The sequence below is a fragment of the Chryseobacterium rhizoplanae genome (assembly GCF_900182655.1).
GTDB lineage: Bacteria > Bacteroidota > Bacteroidia > Flavobacteriales > Weeksellaceae > Chryseobacterium > Chryseobacterium rhizoplanae.
In genome coordinates, this window is sequence record NZ_FXTC01000013.1 from 100833 (window position 1) to 124488 (window position 23656).

Below are 23656 nucleotides of genomic sequence, written 5' to 3' on the forward strand. Positions count from 1 at the left end.
GAATTAGTAAAGTGCTTTCCAGTTAGTTCCATTACAACCTTCATGTACTCTGGCAGTTGTATTATATCGGATTGCACCTTCCTCAGCAGTAGAACAACTTGCATTAACACCTGAAGCGATTCCTTTCATCTGAATGGCAGCACCTGTAGCTGTAGCTGCAGTAGGAGTCATATTGATTCCTAATATGGTGTCTGTTCCGTTATTTTTATTGAAGAAAGCGTGTTGTTTGTTGGCATAAACCATCTGTCCAGCTGCTGCCTGACCTGAAAATCCAATTGCAAAAGCTTCTGTACCAGTGGCTGTATTCGCTGAACCGACAGCAATATTGTTCAATGATGTTGTATTCCCGCTTCCGATAGCAATTCCGCCACTGTTGATATGATTGTTCCCAACTGTGAGTCCTGTGAGCCCTGTTACGGTATTAAGGTTTCCAAATACCAAATTATTAGGTCCTGTAGCATTGTTGGTATTCCCTATTACTTTAGCACCATTATTTGCTGTATTTCCCATTCCGATAGCAACAGCGAGAAAATTCCCCTGTGCAGAGACAGTGTTGTCTTTTCCCAATGCAATATTAGAAGAGGTACTGTTGGTAAGAATATTATTGGATCCCCAAGTGAATGACGCGTAAGGACCCGTTGCAGAATTGGAATTTCCACCTTGCAGGGTTCCATTCGTATCTAATATCCCTTTTACATTTTTCTGAGTAGCCAAAACCAAATTCTGACCATCATTTGTTCCTAAATAATTTCCGCTGCCAATATCAGTTCCTAAGGTTGCCGTTGTTGCTGTTGTACCAGAATTTCCTACTGTACGCCAGCTTCCGCTTATGCTTAGCCATTTGGCACCATCAAAATAATAATACCCTGGTGAAACCACATCAATGGTCTGCCCGGACGGCGTAGCTTCAGCTGGGGTAACGTACACTATGGCTCCTGTTTGAGCTGTTGTATAGTTTTTAGCTTTTAATTGCACCCCTGTAAGCCTGGGAGCAATCACGCCATCAAGTTTACCGGGGTTTGAAGGTGAGCCTACTATATCAAAGGTTGCCTGAGGTTGCCCGGTATTAATCCCAACCTGTGCTAATGCAGGCAAACCAAATGATAAAAGAGCGATAGTAAATAATCTGTTTTTCATGTCTGATGATATTTGCTGTTTTTTATGAATATGTGTTTTTTTGAAAGGCCAATTCCCGGGTATTCTCATTCAATAATAAATGAAAATAACAGACAATGCTGTGAGAAAGTGTATAAGATTGTTAGAAATATTAGGAGATAAAAGAATGGATTAATTTATCAGGAATTTTAATAATAAACTTAAAGCCATCAACAAGTTTACAAGGATTGACACAGAACTTGCGGGCTGCATTATTAAATGTCAGGAAAATATATTCTTTGCAGACAGCGTATGAAAAAGCCCATACAGAGGCAAATCTTATATTCCTCAGTAGAAATAACTGAAGAGCGTTATTCTTAAAAAAAGAAAAATTATACTGATGGCTATTGCAATAGAATGCAAAAACTTCATTTTGAACAGCAGACAATTTGTTTGCAGTCTTCAAATCATTTTCTGCTTCAGACAAATAAACTGAAACATCAGCTAAACATCGCTGGGGATGATTATTTATAACTGCGCAATAAGATAATTCAGTCTTACCTATTGTGCCGGTTATAAACTTAGCGTTTAATTTTCCTACAGCCGCCATAAGCAACAGAAGTGTAATCTTGTGGCCGTAGGAAAGAAAATAATTTCTATCCAATTATGTTGTGTTTTTTCGGTACAAATATAATATATTTTTAACCAAAACAATATTTTATTAGTAAAAAACTAAACAAAATTAACAAATAGTAAAATAGAAATAAAATATTATGTTAATTGTTATTAAATAAATAACCATATTAAAATATAACAAAGAAACATCCAATAATATTCAAATACTATTATAAAATAACATACACATTTACAAAGATTTACATACAAAAAGAGCCCGGGCAAATGCCCGGGCTCCTATATTTATAATAAAATTGAGATTATTTCAATTCTACTTCAGCACCAGCTTCTTCTAATTGCTTCTTAAGAGCTTCAGCTTCGTCTTTAGAGATACCAGTTTTGATTGGAGCAGGAGCACCATCTACGATATCTTTAGCTTCTTTAAGACCAGCACCAGTTAAATCTTTTACTAATTTAACGATAGCTAATTTAGAAGCACCTGCAGACTTAAGAATTACGTCGAATTCAGTTTTTTCTTCAGCAGCTTCTCCACCACCTGCAGCAACTACTACAGCAGCAGCAGCTGGCTCAATTCCGTACTCATCCTTAAGGATAGTTGCTAATTCGTTTACGTCTTTTACTGTTAAGTTTACTAGCGTTTCAGCTAAATTTTTTAAATCTGACATTGTTGTAATGTTTTTGTTGATTATTTATTTAATTTTTTGAGTGTAATTATTCAGCACTTGTTTCTTCAGTGCTTTCTGCAGCAGCTTCAGGAGCTTCAGCAGGAGTTTCTTCTACCGCAGGAGCAGCAGCTTCTTCAGCTTTAGCTTCTACAGTTTCAGGTTTATTTTGAAGAGCAGAAACAACTCTTTGAATTGGAGATTGAAGTAATCCAATGATTTCTCCGATCATTTCCTCTCTAGACTTGATGTTAGCAAGTGCAGATAAGTTTTCGTCTCCAACGTAGAAAGTTTCCTGAACAAAAGCAGACTTTAAAGCTGGCTTTTCTTCTTTCTTTCTGAAACCTTGGATTAATTTAGCTGGACCGTTTGCAGTCTCAGAAATCATTAATGCAGAGTTTCCTTTAAAAGTCTGGAACATTTCAGAGTAATCTACTCCTTCAATCTGCTCCATTGCTTTTTGTAAAAGTGTATTTTTCACCACTTTCACTTTGATATTTTGCTTGAAAGCCTGTCTTCTGAATTCTGAAGACTTCGCAGCGTTCAAACCGTCTAGATCTGCTACGTATACTACTTTTGCATCCTGAAGCAAGTCTTTGATCTCTTGTATTGCTACAACTTTTTGGTCTTTTGTCATTGTCTTAAGGATTTATATTAGTTAACAGATTTAGTATCGATTGCAATACCAGGGCTCATTGTAGAAGACAAATAAATGCTTTTTACATAAGTTCCTTTAGCAGCAGTTGGCTTCATTTTGATCAATGTAGAGATCAATTCCTGCGCATTTTCTTTGATCTTAGCAGCATCGAAAGATACTTTACCAATACCAGCGTGGATGATACCATACTTGTCTACTTTGAAATCAATTTTACCTGCTTTCACTTCAGTTACCGCTTTACCAATTTCCATTGTTACAGTTCCTGATTTAGGGTTTGGCATTAAACCTCTTGGACCTAATACTCTACCTAATGGACCTAATTTACCCATTACAGCTGGCATAGTAACGATAACGTCAACATCTGTCCAACCTTCTTTGATTTTTTGTAAATATTCGTCAAGACCTACATAATCAGCACCAGCAGCTTTAGCTTCTGCTTCTTTATCTGGAGTTACAAGAGCTAATACTTTAACATCTTTACCAGTACCGTGAGGAAGAGATACAACACCTCTTACCATTTGGTTTGCTTTTCTTGGGTCTACCCCTAATCTTACAGCGATATCTACAGAAGCATCAAACTTTGTAGTGTTCACCTCCTTTACAAGAGCTGAACCTTCTTCAAGGTTATAGATTCTTCCTTTTTCTACTTTGCTTAAAGCTTCCTTTTGCTTTTTAGTTAATTTTGCCATTTCTTTAAGTTTTAAGCGTTAGTTGGTTTAGTTCCTGTTACTCTTAATCCCATAGATCTAGCAGTACCTGCAACCATAGAAACTGCAGAGTCTGTTGTAAAACAGTTAAGATCCGCCATTTTATCTTCAGCGATTTTCTTTACTTGTTCCCAAGTTACAGAACCTACTTTGTTTCTGTTTGGTTCACCAGAACCTCCCTTGATCTTAGCTGCATCCATTAACTGGATTGCTGCAGGTGGAGTTTTAATAACGAATTCAAAAGATTTGTCTTCGTATACTGTAATTACTACAGGTAAAACTTGCCCTGGCTTATCTTGGGTTCTTCCGTTAAATTGCTTACAAAACTCCATGATGTTCACACCTGCAGAACCCAATGCTGGACCTACTGGTGGAGAAGGGTTAGCTGCGCCACCTTTCACCTGAAGCTTTACCATTTTAAAGACTTTCTTAGCCATTGTTTGTTTTTTAAATTTGAATAATTAATGAGTTTGGAAGCATTTATTATTCAGTAGGTTATGCACTCACATAACAATAAACCTACTTTTTGGACTGCAAAAGTATAAAATATTTTTGAAATAGCAAACGGAAATTGCTGATTTTTAAAAAGTTTTAAAAAAATAATTGAGATACAGAATTATTTTCCCGGATCCTCTTTTGCAATATCCCCTTTCAAGAGGAATTTTGAAATACATCTCATTCGGTAAACCTTTTAGCCAAAAAAAGAAGAACATACATTTGCTCTTCTTTTTTTATTTATAGACTCAAAGAATTACTAAAAACCTGATGGTTTGGTAATTGTTTGGGTAGAACCATTATTCCCGCCAAGATCAGCAGTAACATCACTGATATTTTGTTTTGTAATCAACCTTCTGTAAGCCATAAGATAAAGATCTACCGTAAAGTTGTTATAGTTTCTTGACGGACTGGATGAGTTCACAGCAATAATTCTACTGTCTGTAAATCTTGCTCTGATATGCCATGTTCCGTTACTTTTGAAGGCTACAACATCAGGTGAGCCCTGTTTGTTATCATTAATACCGTTGTCGCCATAATCAAGCATCACATTGGTATTCCCGTCATTCAGTTTGAATGAGTAGTTATGAAGCACAACCAGAAAGTTATTCGCATCAATTTTGGTATCATAATCCGTGATTCCTGTTCCGGATACTCCTGTAAGAGTAAGTTTAAGATAATTAAATAACCCACTGCTTTCCAAAGCCGGATCATACAGCTGCAAACCATTTTGTGAAGTTGCTAAGAAACTACCTCCTGTCATGGTAGGCTCACCCGGATTTCTAAGATATAAAGAATTCGTGTATGTTTTTCCGTTAACGTCAAGTGTTTCTGTAGGATTAGCTGTGTTTATCCCTACTTTTCCTATTTGGGCATTCAAGAATATCCCCAGACACATGATTATTGTGATATAAATTTTTCTTTTCATAGTTTTTTTATTGAAGCCCTAGAGGCGTGTTGGTTGATACTCCCGAATAAGCTGGCGAAGCAGATGCTGAAACTGAACCATTGAAAGTTCCCCAGTCTTTAACTAATGACTTTTCAAAAACATTCAGGGTAAGTGTCCATGTTCCATTTTGGGATGAAACGGTACCGGCTCCTTTAAAGCTTAAATTAATCGCATGATAATTTTTACCCCCACTTGCTATCTGAGTAACTTCAGTAGAATAAGAACCATATGATTTTGGGTTAGTCGTCGTATTAGCTGCCGACACCGCTCCTGTAAAAACGGCACCTGTAATGGCCACAACATATTTACTTACATCTAATCCTGTATTGAGATTCACTACTTCATCCTGTCTCACATTTTTCAATACAATATTATACATATTTACAGGGGCTACATTACGGAGCGATATATCCAACAGCTTTACCTTACCTACCGGTGAAGTATCTTTTGAACGGGTAAGAAGAAGATAGTTTCCGCTTGCCTTCGTATTTTCAGTATCTATTAAATAGGACTCTACCAATGTTTCTCCTTCAACATCGAGAGTTCCTTTGGGTGTGCTAGTATTAATTCCAACTTGTGCATTAATGCTTAAAGCAGCAAAACCCGTAAAGAGTATCGCAATAATTTTTTTCATAAAGTATTTGTTTTATTGAATTAATGGAGCTGCAGCAGCACCCGTTGTTGAAGCATTAAGGCTTTGTGTAGAATTAAAATCTTTGGCATAGGATCTGTCAAATACCAGCAAATTCAGTGTCCAGACTCCTGTAGGAAAAGACGCATCCGGAGAAAAGCCCTGATAATCTGCTTTAAGCTTCCATGTTCCTCCTGCAGAATAAGCAAAAATCTGAGGTACCGGTGTAAGCCAATCTGCAGAAAAAGTTCTTGTAGGTTGTGTAAATCCAAAGGAAGAAATTACCACCAAAAATTTACTAGAGTTGATCTTTGTGTCAAATTGATTTACCCAATCCTTGTCTGAAGGATCACAGGTAATTTTAAATTGAATAAGGTTAATAGGTGCCGGAGAATTGGGTACAAAGGAATCGTTGTACGCCGTAATTTTGTTTTCCGGAGCTGGAGATTTGATAATGAAAGTGTAATTCTCATCCGCTTTCAATTTCTCCATAGGTTGCTTGAAAACAACTCCTGATGTCTTCATTGTACCGTTCACGGTAAGTTCTTTTTCTGGTTTCGCAGTATTGATACCAACCTGCGCACTCGCGAGTACGGACGTACCCACAAGAATGACCATCGAAATAATTTTTGTCATTGAGTTATGTGTTTATAAGGCTTGTGTTTTAAATAGCTAATCCAAACTTTATATTTTTAGTTAAAAACATAAAATTACCATACACCTGTAAAGAGTGTATGAAATACAAAAAACATAAAATTTATGGATTACTTAACAGCTTGGTTGCAAGAACTATGCCATCTGAAAATAAATTAAAGAATTGGAAGAAAATTTAAAGCAAAAAATTTTCAAAATAAAGCAATTAAATTAAAAAATTTCATTGTAGAAGAAATCAACAAAATGTCTGTAGTAAAAGACAATACCATAATTTTTTATGGCTACTATATATAATTTTACACCATTGTCGTTCTGACGAAAGAAGAATTTCATGTAAACCGTGGATTCTTTATTTCATTGCGTTACATTCAGAATGACAAAGTCATAATAAAAAGATAGCAACATTAATGTAAAATTGTATATAATTAATAAAGTATAATAAAAGCAAAAAGACCGCTTAATAGCAGTCTTTTTTATATTTTTATAAGTAATTGTTATACTTTTTCTACTTGCATGTAGCTTAGCTCCATTGGAGTTTTTCTACCGAAGATCAGTACAGAAACTTCAATTTTCTTTTTGTCTTCAAGAATCTTCTCAACCGTACCATTGAATCCGTTGAAAGGTCCATCGATTACTTTAACGTTTTCACCTACTACGTAAGGAATTTCAACATCGCTTGCAAATTCTGAAAGTTCATCCATTCTTCCAAGCATTCTGTTAACCTCTGATTTTCTCATTGGAACAGGATCTCCTCCTTTAGTTAAACTTAAGAAAGAAATAACTCCAGGAATATTCTTGATAACGTGAGGAATTTCTCCCATCAGATCAGCTTCAATCATCAAGTATCCAGGGTAATAAGGTCTTTCTTTAGGAACTTTTTTTCCGTTTCTAATTTGAATTACCTTTTCCATAGGAATAACCACTTGAGTAACGTACTGATCAAACCCTAGACGTTTGATTTCTGTCTCAATATAGTTTTTCACTTTATTTTCCTGTCCGCTGATTGCTTTCAGCACATACCATTTCAATTCGCTCATTATGGGAAAATACTTTTAATTAATTGAACAAGTTGATTAGCATTCCAATGATGTTGCTGATTGATTTAGAAAACAATTCATCAACTCCAAAAGTAAATAGAGCCAGAATCACTGTCGCAATAGTCACTACAATAGTAGATGACTGAAGGTCAGCCCACTTTGGCCATTCAACTTTATGTCTGAATTCGTTATAAGAACCTTTTAAAAAATCGACAAATGAACTCATAATTTATATTTGCACGGGCACAAGGATTCGAACCCTGATCAACGGTTTTGGAGACCGGTATCCTACCATTGGACGATGCCCGTAGATAAAAAGCTTCCGAGAGTTTCCTTTCGGAAGCTTTATTTATTTTAAGATGATTAGTCTAAGATTTCAGTAACCTGACCTGAACCAACTGTTCTACCTCCTTCTCTGATCGCAAATCTAAGACCTACGTTAAGAGCGATTGGTTGTAACAATTCTACAGTGATCTCTAAGTTATCACCAGGCATTACCATTTCTACACCTTCTGGTAAGAAGATCTCACCTGTAACGTCAGTAGTTCTTACGTAGAACTGAGGACGGTATTTGTTGTGGAATGGAGTGTGACGTCCACCTTCTTCTTTAGAAAGGATATAAACAGAAGCCTTGAATTTTTTGTGTGGCTTAACTGAATCTTTCTTAGCGATAACCATACCTCTCTTGATGTCAGTTTTTTCAATACCTCTCAACAATAGACCTACGTTATCTCCAGCTTCACCTCTATCTAGGATCTTTCTGAACATCTCAACTCCTGTAATAGTAGAAGTTAATTTCTCGTCACCCATACCTACGATATCAACTGGATCACCAGTGTTGATAACACCAGCCTCGATTCTACCAGTTGCTACAGTACCTCTACCTGTAATAGAGAATACGTCTTCGATTGGCATCAAGAATGGCTTTTCAGTATCTCTTGGTGGTTGCTCGATCCAAGTATCAACAGCATCCATCAATTCTTCAACGCTCTTGAACCACTTATCTTCTGTGTTAGCAGGAGAAGCAGTAGCTGCAGTAAGAGCTCCTAGTGCAGAACCTTGAATTACTGGAGAGTTGTCTCCGTCAAATTCGTAAGTAGATAATAAGTCTCTAAGCTCCATTTCAACAAGCTCTAATAACTCTGGATCATCTACCATGTCAACTTTGTTCATGAAAACAACGATTCTTGGTACGTTTACCTGACGGCAAAGTAGGATATGTTCTCTAGTCTGAGGCATAGGACCGTCAGTTGCAGCACATACTACGATAGCTCCATCCATTTGAGCAGCACCAGTTACCATGTTCTTAACATAGTCGGCGTGACCTGGACAGTCAACGTGAGCATAGTGTCTTTTTTCAGTTTCGTATTCGATGTGAGCAGTATTGATAGTAATACCTCTTTCTTTTTCTTCTGGAGCAGAGTCAATTGCAGAGAAGTCTTTTTTCTCAGCAAGACCTTTGCTAGCTAATACAGCAGAAATAGCAGCTGTAAGAGTAGTTTTACCATGGTCAACGTGACCAATAGTACCAATGTTCAAGTGTGGTTTGTTACGATTAAACGTTTCCTTTGCCATGATTTAAAATTATTTATTTATTGTTTTTCAAATTTTCGGTGTGCAAATATAATGAATTTTTAAATACCAAAAACTTTTTATTAAAAAAACTTTCAATATTCTCATCCAGTGAAGGACAAACCTTATATTTAACGTATTGAGACTGCAAATTTACAAATTTTTCCGAATAGAAAAAATCCTTAGAAACGTTTTATTAAAAATATAAAGTATCTTACTAGTTATGAATACAATATACAGATAAAAAAATACGGGCAGTTATCTCCATCCGTAAATCCAACTTTATTTTTTTCTCGTAAATATAAAACAACAACTAAAATTACTATTATGAGAAAACTATTACACATGTATTTAGCCCTGTTTGCTATTATAACATTATTTTCATGCGACAATTCGGATGAAAACAACATGCCTGAAAATATGACATCTCAAGGTCCAGATCTTATGGTATACGGAATAACCGCTATGAATGAACTTGTTTATTTTAATTCCAACAATCCTAAAACTTTCACCTCAAAAACAGCAGTAACCGGCCTTGTATCAGGAGAGAAATTATTAAGTATAGATTTCAGACCTGCGACCGGGGAATTGTATGCATTATCAAATGCCAGCAAATTATATATTATCAATACCTCCAATGCTTCAGCAAGAGCGGTAAGCTCTACAGTATTTTCTCCTATGATTTCAGGAACAATAGCTTCTATTGATTTCAACCCTACTGTTGACAGGATTCGTTTGGTGAGTAATACCGGACAAAACCTTCGTTTACATCCGGAAACCGGGGCTGTTGCTGCTACTGACATCAATATTAACGGAACAGCAAACCCTTCCATAACTGGAGTAGCATATACCAACAGTAAAGCTGGTGCTTCCACTACTGCTTTATTTGACATAGATCCGGCTTTGGGAAAATTATACAAACAAGACCCACCCAACAACGGAACTTTAGTGGAGGTTGGAAGCTTGGGAACTACTTTTACAGGACAGTCTGCGTTTGATATTAGATACGATAACAGCACTGCATTATTAGCTTTCAATGATAAATTGCATGTTCTGGATCTGAATAATGGTAAAACGACTCCGATAGGAACTCTTCAGCAGGCAGTCATTGATATTGCCATTCCTACAGAACCGACAGCTTATGCCATTGACAATTCAAATAATCTTCAAATTTTTAATCCAAACAATCCCATACCTGTTTCTAAAACCGTGACCGGTTTACAAAGCGGTGAGAATATTTTAGGAATAGATTTCAGACCGGTCAACGGGCAATTATATGCTTTGGGAAGCTCAAGCAGAATTTATACTATTAATTTAGGGACAGGTGCTGCTACAGCGGTCGGCACTTCTCCTTTTTCAACTTTACTTTCCGGAACGGATTTCGGATTTGACTTCAATCCAACAGTTGACAGAATAAGAGTAGTAAGTAATACTGGGCAGAATCTCCGACTTAATCCTAACGACGGAACAATAGCTGCCGTAGATATTGCATTAAATCCGGCAAGTCCAATGATAAGCGCCGCCGCATATACGAACAACTTTGCAGGAGCCACTTCTACTACCTTGTTTGTCATTGACCATAATACAGATAAATTATATCAGCAAAACCCTCCCAATAACGGAACTTTAGCAGAGACAGGTTCTTTAGGTATTAATATTACCAATGCTAATGGTTTTGATATTGGAAGTATGAGCCAAAAAGCCTATTTAATGGCATCGGTAGGTTCCTCTACAAAAATTTACTCTATAAATACCACAACAGGAGCTGCAACTTCAGTTTCCGACTATCCGAATACGGTAAAAGCTTTTACCATAGGATTAGGATTTTAAACTCATCATATTTTATTTCAATAATGGAGAAGCGCGGAAAACAAAGTTTTCCGCGCTTCTGACTAATATAAATGAAAGATAATCTAAATTTAAATATGGCTGAGCTTTTTGGTCCTGTTGAATATCCAGAAAATAATTGGAAAAATAAGCAGTGTAAGCACAGTGGCTGTAATAAGCCCTCCAATAATGACAATCGCCAGAGGTTTTTGAGATTCTGAGCCGATCCCTGTAGACAATGCTGCAGGCATAAGACCAATAGAGGCCATAAGTGCAGTCATAATTACGGGTCTGGTTCTGGATTTCACTCCGTTTAATATTGCGGAATCTATATCGAGACCATCTTTCACATTCTGATGAAATTCTGTGATAAGAATTACCCCATTCTGAATACAAATTCCCAGGAGAGCAATCATCCCTACTCCGGCAGAAATTCCAAAATTGATTCCGGTAACATGTAAAGCAATAATCCCTCCTATTAAAGCAAAAGGTACGTTGGCCAGTACCAACAGAGAATCCTTCATATTTCCAAACAGAATAAACAAAAGGAAGAAAATCATCACAATACTTACGGGTACCACCTGTGCCAATCTGTGAGAGGCCCTCTGCTGGTTTTCAAACTGCCCGGTCCATCCTACGGAATAGCCATCAGGAAGCTCAATAGTCTCAACTTTTTTCTGGGCATCGGCAATGGTGCTTCCCAAATCTCTGTCACGGATGGAAAATTTAACCCCGATATATCGTTTGATATTGTCTCTGTAAATAAATGCTGCCCCATTATCTTTTACAATGGTACTTATTTCTTTTAAAGGAATTTTTGCTCCGTCCTGGGTAGGAACCATCAAAGCGGCAATATCGTTTTCATTGGTCCTGTATTCCTGTGAATAACGCAGACGGATCGGGAATTTTCTTTCACCGTCAAACATTTCTGAAGCGGTTTTCCCTCCAAAAGCCATTTCCAATACGGCCTGTGCATCTGCCGGCATTACTCCATAAGCAGCCATTTTATCTCTATCCAGTACAACGCTTACTTCCGGCTGACCGATGTTTTTAATAATTCCGGGGTCTTTTACCCCTTCTACATCTTTAATTTTTAAGAGAACTTCATTGGCTATTTTATCCAGAGTTTCCAGATTATCACCATAGATTTTAATTCCGTTTTCTGCTTTAAAACCTGCTACTGCTTCCGCTACATTATCTGAAATCGGCTGGGAATAATTGAAAGTAATTCCCTGATAACTTCTGAGCTTTTTATCAATTTCATTGATCAATTCATCATAGGTAATCTTACGTTTCCATTCTTCTCTTGGCTTAAGGTTAACAGCAAATTGTACAAATCCAAATCCATTGGGGTCTGTTCCGTCATTACTTCTTCCCGTCTGTGCCAGAACATCTGTGACTTCTGAAAAGCTCATAATGTCTTTCTTTAAAAGGTCTGCTGTTTTCAGAGATTCTTTTAATGATGAGCTCATCGGCATTTCGGCAGTGATCCACAATGAACCTTCATTCAACTGAGGCAGGAATTCTGTTCCTAAAAATTTACCCGAAAATAAAGTGAGTGCAAGAAAAGATATGGCAACAATCATACTCGTTTTTTTATGCTTAAATGTTAAATTAAAGCCTTTCAAAACGATTCTATCCCAGAAATTAACAAACGGATTATTTTTCTCTTTTACATTTTTATTTAAAAGAATATGTGAAAGAACAGGAACCAGCGTTAAGGTAAATATTAATGCTCCAATTAATGCAAATCCCAGTGTAAAAGCCAAAGGAGAGAACATTTTCCCCTCTACTTTCTGAAATGAGAAGATAGGAATCAGGGAAGTAATGATGATCAATTTTGAAAAGAAGATTGCTTTTCCCAATCCTGTTCCGGTTTGTTTGATCCAACCTCCTTTTGCCAGTTTATTAAACTTTTCCGTTCCATATCGGTGCGCCTTATGATCGAGCATTACAAAGAGTCCTTCTACCATGACGACGGCTCCGTCTATGATGATTCCGAAGTCTACAGCTCCTAATGAAAGCAGGTTAGCACTCATCCCGGCCAGTTTTAGGCATAAAAATGCAAAGAGTAAGGATAGAGGAATAATGATGGAAACAATCAGCGTTGTTCTCCAGTCGGCCATAAAGATTAAAACGATTACCGTTACCAGCACAATTCCTTCAATAAGGTTGTGCATTACAGTGTGGGTGGTAAAATCCATCAGATTGTCACGGTCATAGAAAGTAACCATTTTGACATCTTTTGGAAGGATTTTTTCGTTCAGCTCTTTAATTTTAGCCTTTACTCCTACCAAAACCTCTCTTGGATTTTCTCCTTTTCTCATCACAACAATTCCTTCTACCGTATCGTCGTGATGATTCAGGGCAGCCTGTCCTACTCTGGGCATGGAACTTTCATGAACCTCAGCAACATTTTTTACCAAAACAGGGTTTCCACTGTCATTCTGAATGGTAATATTTCCTATATCGGCCACAGATTTCACCAAACCAATCCCTCTTACAACGTAGGCCTGACCGTTTTTTTCAATGACATCACCTCCTACATTCAGGTTACTCTTGGTGACAGCATCATATACCTGAAGCGGAGTCAGATTATATTTATCCAATGCTCTCGGATCAATGCTTAATTCAAAAACTTTATCCTGGCCTCCGAAAACGTTGATATCAGCTACACCTGGCACTCCTCTTAATGCACGGTCTATGACCCAATTTTGAAGGGTAAGTAACGCTCTTGAATCTTTTGTTTTACTTTCCAGCGTATATCTGAAAATCTCACCGGTTGGCCCGTAGGGTGGCTGTACTTCAGGATCTACCTCATCAGGAAGGCTAATGGTTCTTAATTGGTTATTGACCTGATTTCTGGCAAAAGTATCGTCCACCCCATCGTCAAACAGAATTTTAACAATGGAAAGACCAAACATTGTGGTACTTCTCACGCTTGTTTTCTTCTGAACCGGGCTCATCGCCAATTCGATGGGTGTAGTGACAAAACGTTCTACTTCTTCTGCACTGCGCCCATTCCATTGGGTAATGATGACAATCTGGGTATTGGTAACATCCGGAAAAGCTTCAATAGGCATATTTTTGAAACTTATAAAACCGGAGATGGCTAAAATCGCTACCCAGATAAAGGTAAATGCTTTATTTTTTAATGAAAAAGCGATTATATTTTTTATGAATTTATTCATGATAGATAAATTGATGACCTAAAAAAGCCGTTAAAGAAAAACATCAATATTCTTAATGGTTAATAAGACTAGCTGTTCAGTGAACGGTATATCAGCAGCTGGTTATTGGTAATCACTTCTTCTCCTTCTTTTAGGCCGTCTGCTATATAAGTAACATCTCCTACTTGTTTTAACACTTTAATTTCTCTCACCTTCACATCTGTTCTTGATTTAAAAATCACCACAAAACTTTTGTTATCATCAAAAATCACTGCTTTGGATGGAACAGTCAGCATCGTATTGCTCTCCAGACTGGAAACTTTTATCGTTGCTTTACTGTCCGGAATAAGAAGCCCATTAGCATTATCCAATACCACTCTTGCCTGCATAGCATTGGTCTGCGGATCAATAATCTTGAATATTTTATCAATTTTTCCATCAAAGACTTTATCCGGATAAGAAAGAGTAGATACCTGCGCTTTCATTCCCAGACTGATTTTGTCAATATCCGATTCGTTGACATTCATAATTGCCCAAACATTGGTTGTATTGGCAACATCAAAGATATTATCACTCCTGTCACTTCTCAGCTGCATATCTTTATTGATACTTTTCTGAACAATATAACCGTTGATGGGGGCTACTACGCTGTATATATTTCCGGTTTTCACGTTATAAACCGTACTTACTGCTGCAGCTCTCTGTAACTGGTCTTCGGCTTTTTGTAACTGGCTTTTGGCTTCCAGGACATCTCTTTCTGTATTTAATTTTCCTTCGTATAGCTCCTTCGCAACACGAAGATTATTTTTCGCCACTACCAGATCCGTTTTTGCATCGCTTACATCTTTTTGAATTTCTGCAAGCTCGGTGCTCCTGATTGTTGCCAGCACCTGCCCTTTTTTCACATAGTCACCCAATTCTACATTTACACTCATTACATTTCCTCCTACCAAAGGGTAAACATCTATATAACTGTTTTTGTCTGCAGAGATCTTTCCGTAAAAGTTGTATTCATCTTCTATATTCTTTTTTTCAACTTTTGCCAGGGAAATAGAATTCAGCATCGTATTGCTCAGCTCAAATCCTTTTTTGGCGTGATTGGTTTTCTCTTCCTCTTTTTTTGAACAGGCCAATAATGAAAGGGCCATCAATACGGGGATAATATATGTTTTCATGATTTTAATAGAAGATTTTAGTTTGTACGAGTTTATTAAGCTGCTCTGCTGACTGCATGATCTCATTTTTCATATCGTAGATCTGAAGGGCTGTTTCCCTGTAGCTGTCCATAAAGTCTGTGAATTCAATCAGGTTGACATTTCCTTTTCTGAAATTATTCAACATTCCGTTGTATACGAGGTCCATATTCTGCAGGTCTGAAGTTTTGATGTCCAAAAGCTGGTCATACTGAGCCTTCCATGTTTTATAAGCAGACTGAACTTTCGTTTCCAGGGTCATTTTTTGAAAGTCAGCGTTTTTCTGATTCTGTTGAATAGCATAGTTTGCTTTTACCACATTCCCCTGATTCACTTTCCATAAAGGCAAAGGAATTCCTAAGGTAAGGTTCGCTTCATTATTAAAAGTTCCGCCTGCCTGATCCCATGCAGCGCCTACTGTCACATCCGGCACATTCAAAGATTTCTGCCATTGTGCATATAACTTGCTGTTATCTATGAGTTTCAGATTGTATTGGTAATCTGCATTATTTTCCAGCGCTTTATTTTTCAGTTCTTCTTCATTTCCGAAAGGCTGTGCTGCCAGAGATTCCTTAGCTTCAGCTTCAGACATCGTTGGTTCTATTTCTTCCGAAACTCCCGTTAAAACTTTCAGGTTCTGTTCAAAATCCAGAATATTTTTATTGATCTCCAGTTTATCATGATTCAGCTGGATCACAATACTCTGTAACCTGACGGCATCTTTAAGGGAAACATTTCCTTTTGCAGACTGTACACGATAAGCATTCAGAAGATCATTCATATACCCTAACTGCTTATTGGTGTTCTCCAATTTTAGTTTTTCGTAATAAAGGTTGAAATAGGCGGAACGAAGCTGAGATCTTAAATCCGCCAGCAGTTGGGAAAACTGAAGCTGGGCAAGTTCTTTATTGGATTTGGCAAAAGCAATTTCGTTTTTCTTTTTCCCACCCATATAGATCAATTGAGTAATTCCTGCTCCTTTTGAGTGTCCCACATCAAAAATCTTCTTATCCTGAGGATTATAAGCATTGAATTGTCCGCTTAGTTGCGGTAGTTCCCAGATTTTAGCCTGCAGAATATCTGCATCAGCCATATTGATGTTGTATTGTTCGGCGAGCAGCTGGAGGTTGTTCTTCTGGAAGGCTTCTTCGCAATCCAAAAGAGACATCTGCTGTTGTGCTGCCATGAATGAGGAAACGGCGAGACACAGCACTGCAATTCTGTTCATTGTTTTTCTTTTTAAATTACAAAATTGCTCTGATGCTATTAAAAGAAACTTAAATGAGGCTTAAAAAAATATTAAAATCTCCTTATACAGGCTATTTCAAAGAAAAAAATAAAAGCTGAACAGTTATTTTATTCTCCAATAGTTGAATTTTTCATCAAAAATTTAATCCGGAGTTTAACAAAAAAGCAACTGCTTTTGAGGTCAGTTGCTTTTGAATATTATTTTTTAAAGATTAAAGTAAATTTATTACTATATTCCTGAGGGGAAGAATAGATGATATCTGCATCATGATATTCCAGAATCCTTTTGACAATTCTAAGTCCTAAACCTGATCCTGCAATATTCTGTGCATTATTTCCTCTTGTGAAAGCTTCAAAAAGTTTGGTCTGCTCATCTTCAGAAATAGTATTTCCATGAGAAAGTACTTCTACAGAAAGATTATCGTTCGTTTCGGTAATCAGGACATTCACTTCTGAATTGTCAGAATATACCGCTGCATTTTTAAAAAGGTTAATAAAGACAATGACCAATAATGATTGGATTCCTTTTATCATCAGAAAAGCATCCTCGGAACTCTCTTCATTAATCAGAAAATCCAGCTTAAGCTGTGGATAACTTTTCTCTACCGCTTCAAAAGCCTCAAAAATGACTTCATCAATCCTTACTTCCTCATAAATGCTCTGAATATTTTCTTTATCAAATTTTGTAAGCAGCAAAAGTGAATTCGTCAAATCCGACAACTGGTATACATCCCGCTGAATCTGTTGTAAGGAAGACAGGGTTTCCGGGGAATGTTCTTCAAATTTTATGAGGTTCTCCAGCTGAAATGCCATTCTTGTAATTGGCGTCCTGATCTCATGGGAAGCACTTGCAGTAAAGTCCTTTTGTGACTGAAAGACATCATCCAACCTTCCGATCATTGTATTAAAGGATTTTGCCAGTACACTGACTTCATCATTAGACTGCTCCACAGGAATCTGTTTTGTAAGTTTATGGGCCGTGACTTCAGAAATCTCTTTGTTCAGATCTTCCAGCGGACGCAAAAACTTTTCCACAAAATAATAACTGAAAAAGCCAATAAGAAGAGTACTCATGACATAAGCTGTGATCAAAAGGTATTTCAAATATCCCAGCTTCGATTTTCCGTTGGTATCAAAGGCGCTGGTAAGGATATAATAGTCTTCGCCATTAATAGTTCTGAGTGCAGCATAGATTTCCGGAACAGTTCTTTCCGTATAGATAATCTTTTTCTTATCCAGTTCTTTAAGCATCGCACTGTCCCAGGTGACATTCCGGTCTTTGATGGTGCTGTAGATCAATTCTTTTTTTTCATTGAAGATTAAAATCTTTTCATTCAAAAGAATGTTATCTGAATTTTCATTGAAGAAAACAGGGGCTTCCTCCTCAAAGTCTTTGGATTTTGAAATGAAATGAGAGGTGAATTCAAGTCTCTGTCTGAAGCGTTCTTTAAATTCATCTCTTCTAAAATCATTAAAAGATAAATAAATGACCGCCATCACCATTCCAAAAAGTAATGAAAAGGCGATACTGATCGTTAAGGCTATCTTTCTTTTTAAAGACATTTATAGTGGGCTAAGATAATATCCGAAACCTGAACGGGTATGGATCAGTTTTATTTTAAAATCTTTATCAATCTTTTTTCTCAGAAAATTGATATAAACTTCTACCGTATTGGTATTCGTATTAAAATTATGTTCCCATACATGTTCCGTAATCTGCTGTTTGGAAACTGTTCTTCCCTGCGCTTCCGCAAGATAAACCAGGAGCTGAAATTCTTTTAATGTAAGGGTAATTTCATTTCCTCCACGATAGACCTTCTGTTCGGTTTTGTTGATAATAAGGTCATCAATTCTAAGAATATCCTGATCTGAATTATCGGAAGGAGCTTTTCTTCTCAATAGCGAATTCATTCTTAAAAGAAGTTCTTCAAATTGAAAAGGCTTTACCAGATAATCGTCAGCCAGTCTGGTGAAGGCATCTTTTTTATCAGAGATATCTCCATAAGCAGAAATGATAATGATAGGCGTATTCTTATCAAAGGAACGAATTGTCTGGCAGACGTCAAGTCCATTTATTTTAGGAACATTAATGTCGAGCAAATACAGTTCGTAAGTATTATTTTTTATCTGGCGGAGAAAAGTTTCCCCGTCATAGATTTTATCACAGTTAAAATTATTTGATTCTAAAAATCGGCAAAGTTCTGCAGACAGAATGAGATCATCTTCTAATAAAAGAATATTCATCAAAAATTATTTTACACGAATTTAACGAAAATTTTATGATTGTGATTCTAAAGATGAAGTAAAAGTTTTCCGGAAACTTCTATACTTTATTATTAATAGATAAAAAGTGACCCGAAGCAAAAGTTAGATGGAATCAATTTTATGATTTTATTTAAGCAAGTGTTTAACTATAAAACTTCTTAATTGACACAATCATTTTTAATCTTCTTTTCAAAAATAGGGGTAAAAAAAAAATCCCGAAGAAATTCGGGAAAATCGAGAGCCAACTACGGGACTTGAACCCGTGACCTCTTCCTTACCAAGGAAGCACTCTACCGCTGAGCTAAGTCGGCATCAACTAAAAAAATCACACTAAGTAGCGTGATTTTTTTTGAGCGGAAGACGGGGGTCGAACCCGCGACATTCAGCTTGGAAGGCTGACGCTCTACCAACTGAGCTACTTCCGCAATTTTGTTTCCAAAACTATTGGTAAACGCTGTGCAAAACTAAGAAAACTTATTTAATTTTGCAAGTTTTTCTAATATAAAATGTGGGGAGAGCAGGATTCGAACCTACGAAGCCGAAGCAACTGAGTTACAGTCAGTCCCATTTAGCCACTCTGGAATCTCCCCAGATATTTTATATTAAAATGAGCCTCCAGAGGGATTCGAACCCACGACCCCGAGATTACAAATCACGTGCTCTGGCCAACTGAGCTATGGAGGCATTTTAATAAAAGACTGAAAGCGACTGAGAGAATCTACTCTACACATTTCAGTGTTAAAAAAAATCACTCTTATTGAGGTATTTTTTTGAGCGGAAGACGGGGGTCGAACCCGCGACATTCAGCTTGGAAGGCTGACGCTCTACCAACTGAGCTACTTCCGCAATTTTGTTTCCAAAACTATTGGTAAACGCTGTGCAAAACTAAGAAAACTTATTTAATCCTGCAACTTTTTTTTTATAAAAATATAAAGTGGGGAGAGCAGGATTCGAACCTACGAAGCCGAAGCAACTGAGTTACAGTCAGTCCCATTTAGCCACTCTGGAATCTCCCCAAAAGTTTATATTTTATGAGCCTCCAGAGGGATTCGAACCCACGACCCCGAGATTACAAATCACGTGCTCTGGCCAACTGAGCTATGGAGGCAAATATAAAAAAGAATTCAAAAGATCGCTGTTCCTTTTTTGCGAGTGCAAATATAGAACGGATTTTTTGAATTCTCAAATTTTTTATAAACTTTTTTTAACTTTTTTTCCTATGCCATTTCTTTTTTCTTGATTAATAGCTTTTTAGCAGTATCAACGCAAAGGTCCAGACTTTCTTCAAAACTTGCAGATGTCTTTTTTACTACAATATCATCTCCCGGAACCGCCAGAATAAGCTCAGTTGTTTTGTTCACTTTATCCGCGTTATTTTCTACTTTTAAAAATACCTTACACTCCTGAATCTTGTCATAGAAGGTATCTAATTTACTTACTTTTTTGTCAATGTGTGACTCTAGTGGTTCGTGTGGAGTTAAACCAATTGATTGTACTGAAATCTTCATAATTCTTCTTTTTTTGAAGCTCGAGGGTGAGCCTGATTAAACACTTTTTTCAATTGTTCAATATTAGCATTCGTATAAACTTGAGTACTGGCAAGACTGGAATGCCCTAATATTTTTTTCACTTTGGAGATCTCCGCCCCATTATCCAAAACGTGAGTAGCAAAGCTATGACGAAGGATGTGAGGACTTTTCTTTTCTTTCGTTGTTATAAGACTAAGGTACTTATTAACTACCACATAAACAAATTTTTCGTTGAGTTTTTTCCCCTTCTTATTTACAAAAAAATATGATTTAAATTCTGTCTGTGGATTTCTTATTTCCAGATAACTTTTAAGGAGTTCAGACAATTCATTGGAAACAGGAATTACCCTTTCTTTATTTCCCTTTCCTATTACTTTTAATTCATTTTCATATAAGTCAACATTCTCAAATATCAGGCCACAAAGTTCCGCTTTACGTATACCGGTCTGATAAAGCACTTCCATGATACACCTCTCAAGCACATCATGCAGCTGTTCAAAAATTCTGTCATTCAGATCCGCCATCTCTTCCTTAGACATAGGAATCTGTTTTTCAGCATAAAACTTCAGGGAAGAAATCCCTTCTGTGGGAGAAACTTTAATTTCGCCTATTTTTAAAAGAAAAAGGTAAAAGCTGCGGAGAGAAGATAATTTTCTGTTGATACTTCTTTTGGAAATATTGTTTTCGCTCAGTTCAACAATGAAATTTCTGATGATTTTTTTGTCTGCCTTGGCCAGATTATCGGAAGATTCTGTTCGGAGAAAGAAATGGGAGAAGTCTTCAAGGTCTTTTTGGTAGCTTGTAACAGTATGAGGAGAGTACCTTTTTTCGAATTGTAAGTATTCTAAAAACTTTTCCAGCATCATGGGTATAAAAATAAAAATTCACTCCTCAAATATAAGAATTTAAGAAGTGAATTAATATATGGTTAAGAAAAAATCTTAAGCCTGCTCTTCTTTGCTAAGTGCTCTTTGTTTGTAAGCAGCTTTCAACCTTGATTGTCTCAAAGTTACAGAAGGCTTGATAAACGCTTGTCTAGATCTTAATTGACGAACTGTACCTGTTTTATCAAATTTTCTCTTGTATTTTTTTAAAGCTCTGTCGATGGATTCACCATCTTTTACTGGAATTATTAACATATTTTACATCTCATTTTGGATTGCAAAACTAGACAATTTTTCTTAGATCACAAAATATATTACCATAAAGAATTACTCTTCTCTCTAAATATTGCTAACAAACCTAGTATTATAAGCATTTAACACATACTAATATTTTATCCACAATGACTAAAATTTCAATCTGCAACAACTTCAAATTATTCATTTTACTACCCGCACTCATTAAAAAGCACCCATATTAATGAAATGTAAACAAAAAGCATTATCTTTGCATTCACTTTATTCATGGGGTTGACTGGTTTCGACAGCAAGACCAATGGGTAAGTAAGCATGCAGAGAACCGTGGCGCGATCTCTATAATCCCTTGCTACAAAATTTTAACTGGCAACGAAGAGTTCGCTCTTGCAGCTTAATATCGAAGTATAGTAGATCAAGCGTTTTCCTGAAGATAGTAAGGAAGCAAGATATCTCACAAATGCTCTGTTCTGCGGCGTTTGATCCTGAGATATAGGAATGCAGGAATAAGATTTTAGAAGCTTCGGCTAAAATTCGAAAACTTTAGAAGATAAGCTGGAAGTTGGGTGTCTGCCCTCTGCCTCCAGTCGAAAACCAATGGTAGAATAAGCATGTAGAAATCTTATGTATTGCTTGTTTGGACGAGGGTTCGAATCCCTCCAACTCCACTTTAAACCCTGCAAACCATTAGTTTACAGGGTTTTTTATCTTGAGGTGCTAGATTGGGTGCTATTTTAAATTTTATATAAAACTCATATAAGAAGATGATATTTAAGGAAGAAAAATATCTGCTATTCTAAGAGTTAACTGTCAAATTTAATATTAAACTTTTTAATTTTAGTTCGTTAAGTTGACTTTTAAATTGATCAAAAAACATCTTGCAATATTGACCAAAAATGCGCTGAAGCTAACAGCACAATACCTTTTCCAATTTTTCCATACTCGCTCACTTCCAAATCGTTATACTATTTCAAGAATTTGGGTATTAATACTGGCAAATTTTCAGAAAGTGGCGCTTCATATTGGACGATGAAATCGCTGAAACTACCTGACACCAATGGCATTGGTGTCAGGCATTGACGCTATTGTGCGAAGCTACACCTAAACTCAGTACAAAAGCTAACTACTCAATCCACGTGGGTGCTGGTCCATGTGGAAACTTCCACTCTATACCAGTCTCTTTAGTTAAAGATGTAAGCGCATTCTGAAAAGTATCATACATAAAACCATCTAACCATTCAAATAACGGAGCCCACTTTTTTGGTGCTCCCAACCAAAATCCTAGCTCAAGTTTTGGCGTGATAATAAAGGCAGAATCTATATAGCTAACTTCAATATCCATTTCTAATGTTGAGAGTTCTCCGTGATGTGCATATTTAGCATGCCTGAGATCTATAATTTCTTTGTGAACTTCTAGAAGTTCAACCGGTAAAATTTTTTCTTTTAGAACAGTACTTCTAGTTCCTCCGCTAAAAATTCTTCCATATGAAACTATAATACTCGTAGTATATGCTTCCATTTGCAGAATATCTTGGTATATGTCCTCCGATTTACGAAAATTCAATAAACAAGAATACCAAAACCGGATGTTTGCAAGAGAATTAACATTCAATAGCATTTTATACATTTGTTCAATTTGCTTCTTATATTTATGCAGAATTTCTTCAATTTCTTTTTCAGATTTTTTCATATAATACGCACTTTTCTTTTTTCAGATTTTAATTATTAAAAAAAAATTCAAATTGCATTCAATTAGCTCGAAAATTCATAAAGTTTGCTGAAAGGATTGTCCACTATCAACGAGAATATTTCAAAATAAATTTGCAAGTATACTATTTCTATAACATGTACTCTTTAAAATAATGATGTAGTGTTTGGAAGCGTATATTTTAACACCAATGGTCCCTCCAGAAAATCATCACTTCTTGCAATAATCTCCAATTCAATTTCTGCTGGATTTTCAAAATAAATAGCAATCTGGCTATTAAAGATGTCTTTCGTTTTCGACTTCTGTTTTACTTTTACAGCAACTTTATCCAGACGTTCAGGAGTACGTTCGAATATATCATAATGAATATTACTGCTATGTTCGACATATGTAAGTCTTCAAACTAAATTGGACATTTTGTAATAAGTCCTTAAGGAGTATTTAGGTTTATAAATTTATTAATTTCTGTTGAAAATACAATTGT

Annotated in this window: 22 protein-coding genes, 8 tRNA genes and 1 other RNA gene; 2 read left to right on the forward strand and 29 right to left on the reverse strand. The window is 36.5% G+C overall.

Going from position 1 to position 23656, the window contains the following annotated elements; genetic code table 11:
• Positions 1-3 precede the first annotated feature (3 nt).
• The 13 genes from FN817_RS21050 to tuf form a co-directional block, all read right to left on the reverse strand.
• The gene (locus FN817_RS21050; protein ID WP_142719651.1) at positions 4-1137 is read right to left on the reverse strand and encodes a hypothetical protein; all 1134 of its coding nucleotides are present in this window, start codon (positions 1135-1137) and stop codon (positions 4-6) included.
• 130 nt (positions 1138-1267) lie between these two features.
• Positions 1268-1705 carry a hypothetical protein gene (locus tag FN817_RS21055; protein WP_142719652.1) on the reverse strand — a complete coding sequence of 146 codons (438 nt, stop codon included), beginning with the start codon at positions 1703-1705 and terminating at the stop codon, positions 1268-1270.
• Between the two features lie 325 nt (positions 1706-2030).
• Positions 2031-2396, reverse strand: a complete 366-nt coding sequence (gene rplL / locus FN817_RS21060; protein ID WP_007845452.1) for a 50S ribosomal protein L7/L12 — start codon at positions 2394-2396, stop codon at positions 2031-2033.
• A gap of 46 nt (positions 2397-2442) precedes the next feature.
• Positions 2443-3030, reverse strand: a complete 588-nt coding sequence (rplJ, locus tag FN817_RS21065; protein ID WP_047379247.1) for a 50S ribosomal protein L10 — start codon at positions 3028-3030, stop codon at positions 2443-2445.
• A 17-nt stretch (positions 3031-3047) separates the two neighbouring features.
• Positions 3048-3740 (reverse strand): 50S ribosomal protein L1, encoded by a 693-nt coding sequence (gene rplA / locus FN817_RS21070; protein ID WP_047099699.1) that lies wholly within the window; start codon positions 3738-3740, stop codon positions 3048-3050.
• Positions 3741-3751: 11 nt separating this feature from the next.
• Complete coding sequence (gene rplK / locus FN817_RS21075; protein ID WP_047425684.1) at positions 3752-4195, reverse strand: 50S ribosomal protein L11; 444 nt, start codon at positions 4193-4195, stop codon at positions 3752-3754.
• Positions 4196-4512: 317 nt separating this feature from the next.
• A complete protein-coding gene (locus tag FN817_RS21080) occupies positions 4513-5181 on the reverse strand; it encodes a hypothetical protein (protein WP_142719653.1) in 669 nt (222 codons plus the stop codon).
• Between the two features lie 7 nt (positions 5182-5188).
• Positions 5189-5836 carry a hypothetical protein gene (locus tag FN817_RS21085; RefSeq protein WP_142719654.1) on the reverse strand — a complete coding sequence of 216 codons (648 nt, stop codon included), beginning with the start codon at positions 5834-5836 and terminating at the stop codon, positions 5189-5191.
• 12 nt (positions 5837-5848) lie between these two features.
• Complete coding sequence (locus tag FN817_RS21090; RefSeq protein ID WP_142719655.1) at positions 5849-6469, reverse strand: hypothetical protein; 621 nt, start codon at positions 6467-6469, stop codon at positions 5849-5851.
• A gap of 512 nt (positions 6470-6981) precedes the next feature.
• Positions 6982-7524 carry a transcription termination/antitermination protein NusG gene (nusG, locus tag FN817_RS21095; protein ID WP_047379257.1) on the reverse strand — a complete coding sequence of 181 codons (543 nt, stop codon included), beginning with the start codon at positions 7522-7524 and terminating at the stop codon, positions 6982-6984.
• Between the two features lie 19 nt (positions 7525-7543).
• A complete protein-coding gene (secE, locus tag FN817_RS21100; RefSeq protein WP_045501119.1) occupies positions 7544-7750 on the reverse strand; it encodes a preprotein translocase subunit SecE in 207 nt (68 codons plus the stop codon).
• Positions 7751-7762: 12 nt separating this feature from the next.
• Positions 7763-7833 (reverse strand) — tRNA-Trp (locus tag FN817_RS21105).
• Positions 7834-7887: 54 nt separating this feature from the next.
• Positions 7888-9099, reverse strand: a complete 1212-nt coding sequence (gene tuf / locus FN817_RS21110) for an elongation factor Tu (RefSeq protein ID WP_034687396.1) — start codon at positions 9097-9099, stop codon at positions 7888-7890.
• 324 nt (positions 9100-9423) lie between these two features.
• Between tuf and FN817_RS21115 the strand changes: the two genes are divergently transcribed.
• Positions 9424-10926: a DUF4394 domain-containing protein gene (locus FN817_RS21115; RefSeq protein ID WP_142719656.1), complete on the forward strand. Its 1503-nt coding sequence runs from the start codon at positions 9424-9426 to the stop codon at positions 10924-10926.
• An 89-nt stretch (positions 10927-11015) separates the two neighbouring features.
• On the opposite strand, the gene FN817_RS21120 is transcribed toward FN817_RS21115, so the two are convergent.
• The 15 genes from FN817_RS21120 to rpsU all read right to left on the reverse strand — a co-directional run bounded on the left by FN817_RS21120 (position 11016) and on the right by rpsU (position 21467).
• Positions 11016-14114: an efflux RND transporter permease subunit gene (locus FN817_RS21120; RefSeq protein WP_142719657.1), complete on the reverse strand. Its 3099-nt coding sequence runs from the start codon at positions 14112-14114 to the stop codon at positions 11016-11018.
• A gap of 68 nt (positions 14115-14182) precedes the next feature.
• On the reverse strand, positions 14183-15268 hold the full coding sequence (locus FN817_RS21125; RefSeq protein ID WP_142719658.1) for an efflux RND transporter periplasmic adaptor subunit: 1086 nt from the start codon (positions 15266-15268) through the stop codon (positions 14183-14185).
• 4 nt (positions 15269-15272) lie between these two features.
• Positions 15273-16514, reverse strand: coding sequence for a TolC family protein (locus tag FN817_RS21130; protein WP_142719659.1), 1242 nt, complete (start codon positions 16512-16514; stop codon positions 15273-15275).
• Positions 16515-16732: 218 nt separating this feature from the next.
• A complete protein-coding gene (locus tag FN817_RS21135; protein WP_142719660.1) occupies positions 16733-18097 on the reverse strand; it encodes a sensor histidine kinase in 1365 nt (454 codons plus the stop codon).
• Positions 18098-18778, reverse strand: a complete 681-nt coding sequence (locus tag FN817_RS21140) for a response regulator transcription factor (RefSeq protein ID WP_047379264.1) — start codon at positions 18776-18778, stop codon at positions 18098-18100.
• Between the two features lie 260 nt (positions 18779-19038).
• A tRNA-Thr gene (locus FN817_RS21145) sits at positions 19039-19110 on the reverse strand.
• Positions 19111-19151: 41 nt separating this feature from the next.
• Positions 19152-19224: transfer RNA gene (locus FN817_RS21150), tRNA-Gly, on the reverse strand.
• Between the two features lie 84 nt (positions 19225-19308).
• Positions 19309-19389 (reverse strand) — tRNA-Tyr (locus FN817_RS21155).
• Between the two features lie 20 nt (positions 19390-19409).
• Positions 19410-19483, reverse strand: a tRNA-Thr gene (locus FN817_RS21160).
• Between the two features lie 89 nt (positions 19484-19572).
• Positions 19573-19645 (reverse strand) — tRNA-Gly (locus tag FN817_RS21165).
• A gap of 89 nt (positions 19646-19734) precedes the next feature.
• A tRNA-Tyr gene (locus tag FN817_RS21170) sits at positions 19735-19815 on the reverse strand.
• Positions 19816-19833: 18 nt separating this feature from the next.
• Positions 19834-19907: transfer RNA gene (locus tag FN817_RS21175), tRNA-Thr, on the reverse strand.
• Positions 19908-20016: 109 nt separating this feature from the next.
• Positions 20017-20307 carry an HPF/RaiA family ribosome-associated protein gene (locus FN817_RS21180; protein WP_047386085.1) on the reverse strand — a complete coding sequence of 97 codons (291 nt, stop codon included), beginning with the start codon at positions 20305-20307 and terminating at the stop codon, positions 20017-20019.
• Complete coding sequence (locus FN817_RS21185) at positions 20304-21191, reverse strand: tyrosine-type recombinase/integrase (protein WP_142719665.1); 888 nt, start codon at positions 21189-21191, stop codon at positions 20304-20306. The genes FN817_RS21180 and FN817_RS21185 overlap by 4 nt, the downstream gene beginning before the upstream one ends.
• 78 nt (positions 21192-21269) lie before the next feature.
• Positions 21270-21467, reverse strand: coding sequence for a 30S ribosomal protein S21 (rpsU, locus tag FN817_RS21190; protein ID WP_047379266.1), 198 nt, complete (start codon positions 21465-21467; stop codon positions 21270-21272).
• Between the two features lie 269 nt (positions 21468-21736).
• Here rpsU and ssrA point away from each other — a divergent pair.
• Positions 21737-22135, forward strand: a transfer-messenger RNA (tmRNA) gene (gene ssrA, locus FN817_RS21195).
• A 452-nt stretch (positions 22136-22587) separates the two neighbouring features.
• Here the strand turns inward: ssrA and FN817_RS21200 are convergent.
• Positions 22588-23154, reverse strand: coding sequence for a hypothetical protein (locus tag FN817_RS21200; RefSeq protein WP_142719661.1), 567 nt, complete (start codon positions 23152-23154; stop codon positions 22588-22590).
• Positions 23155-23656 lie beyond the last annotated feature (502 nt).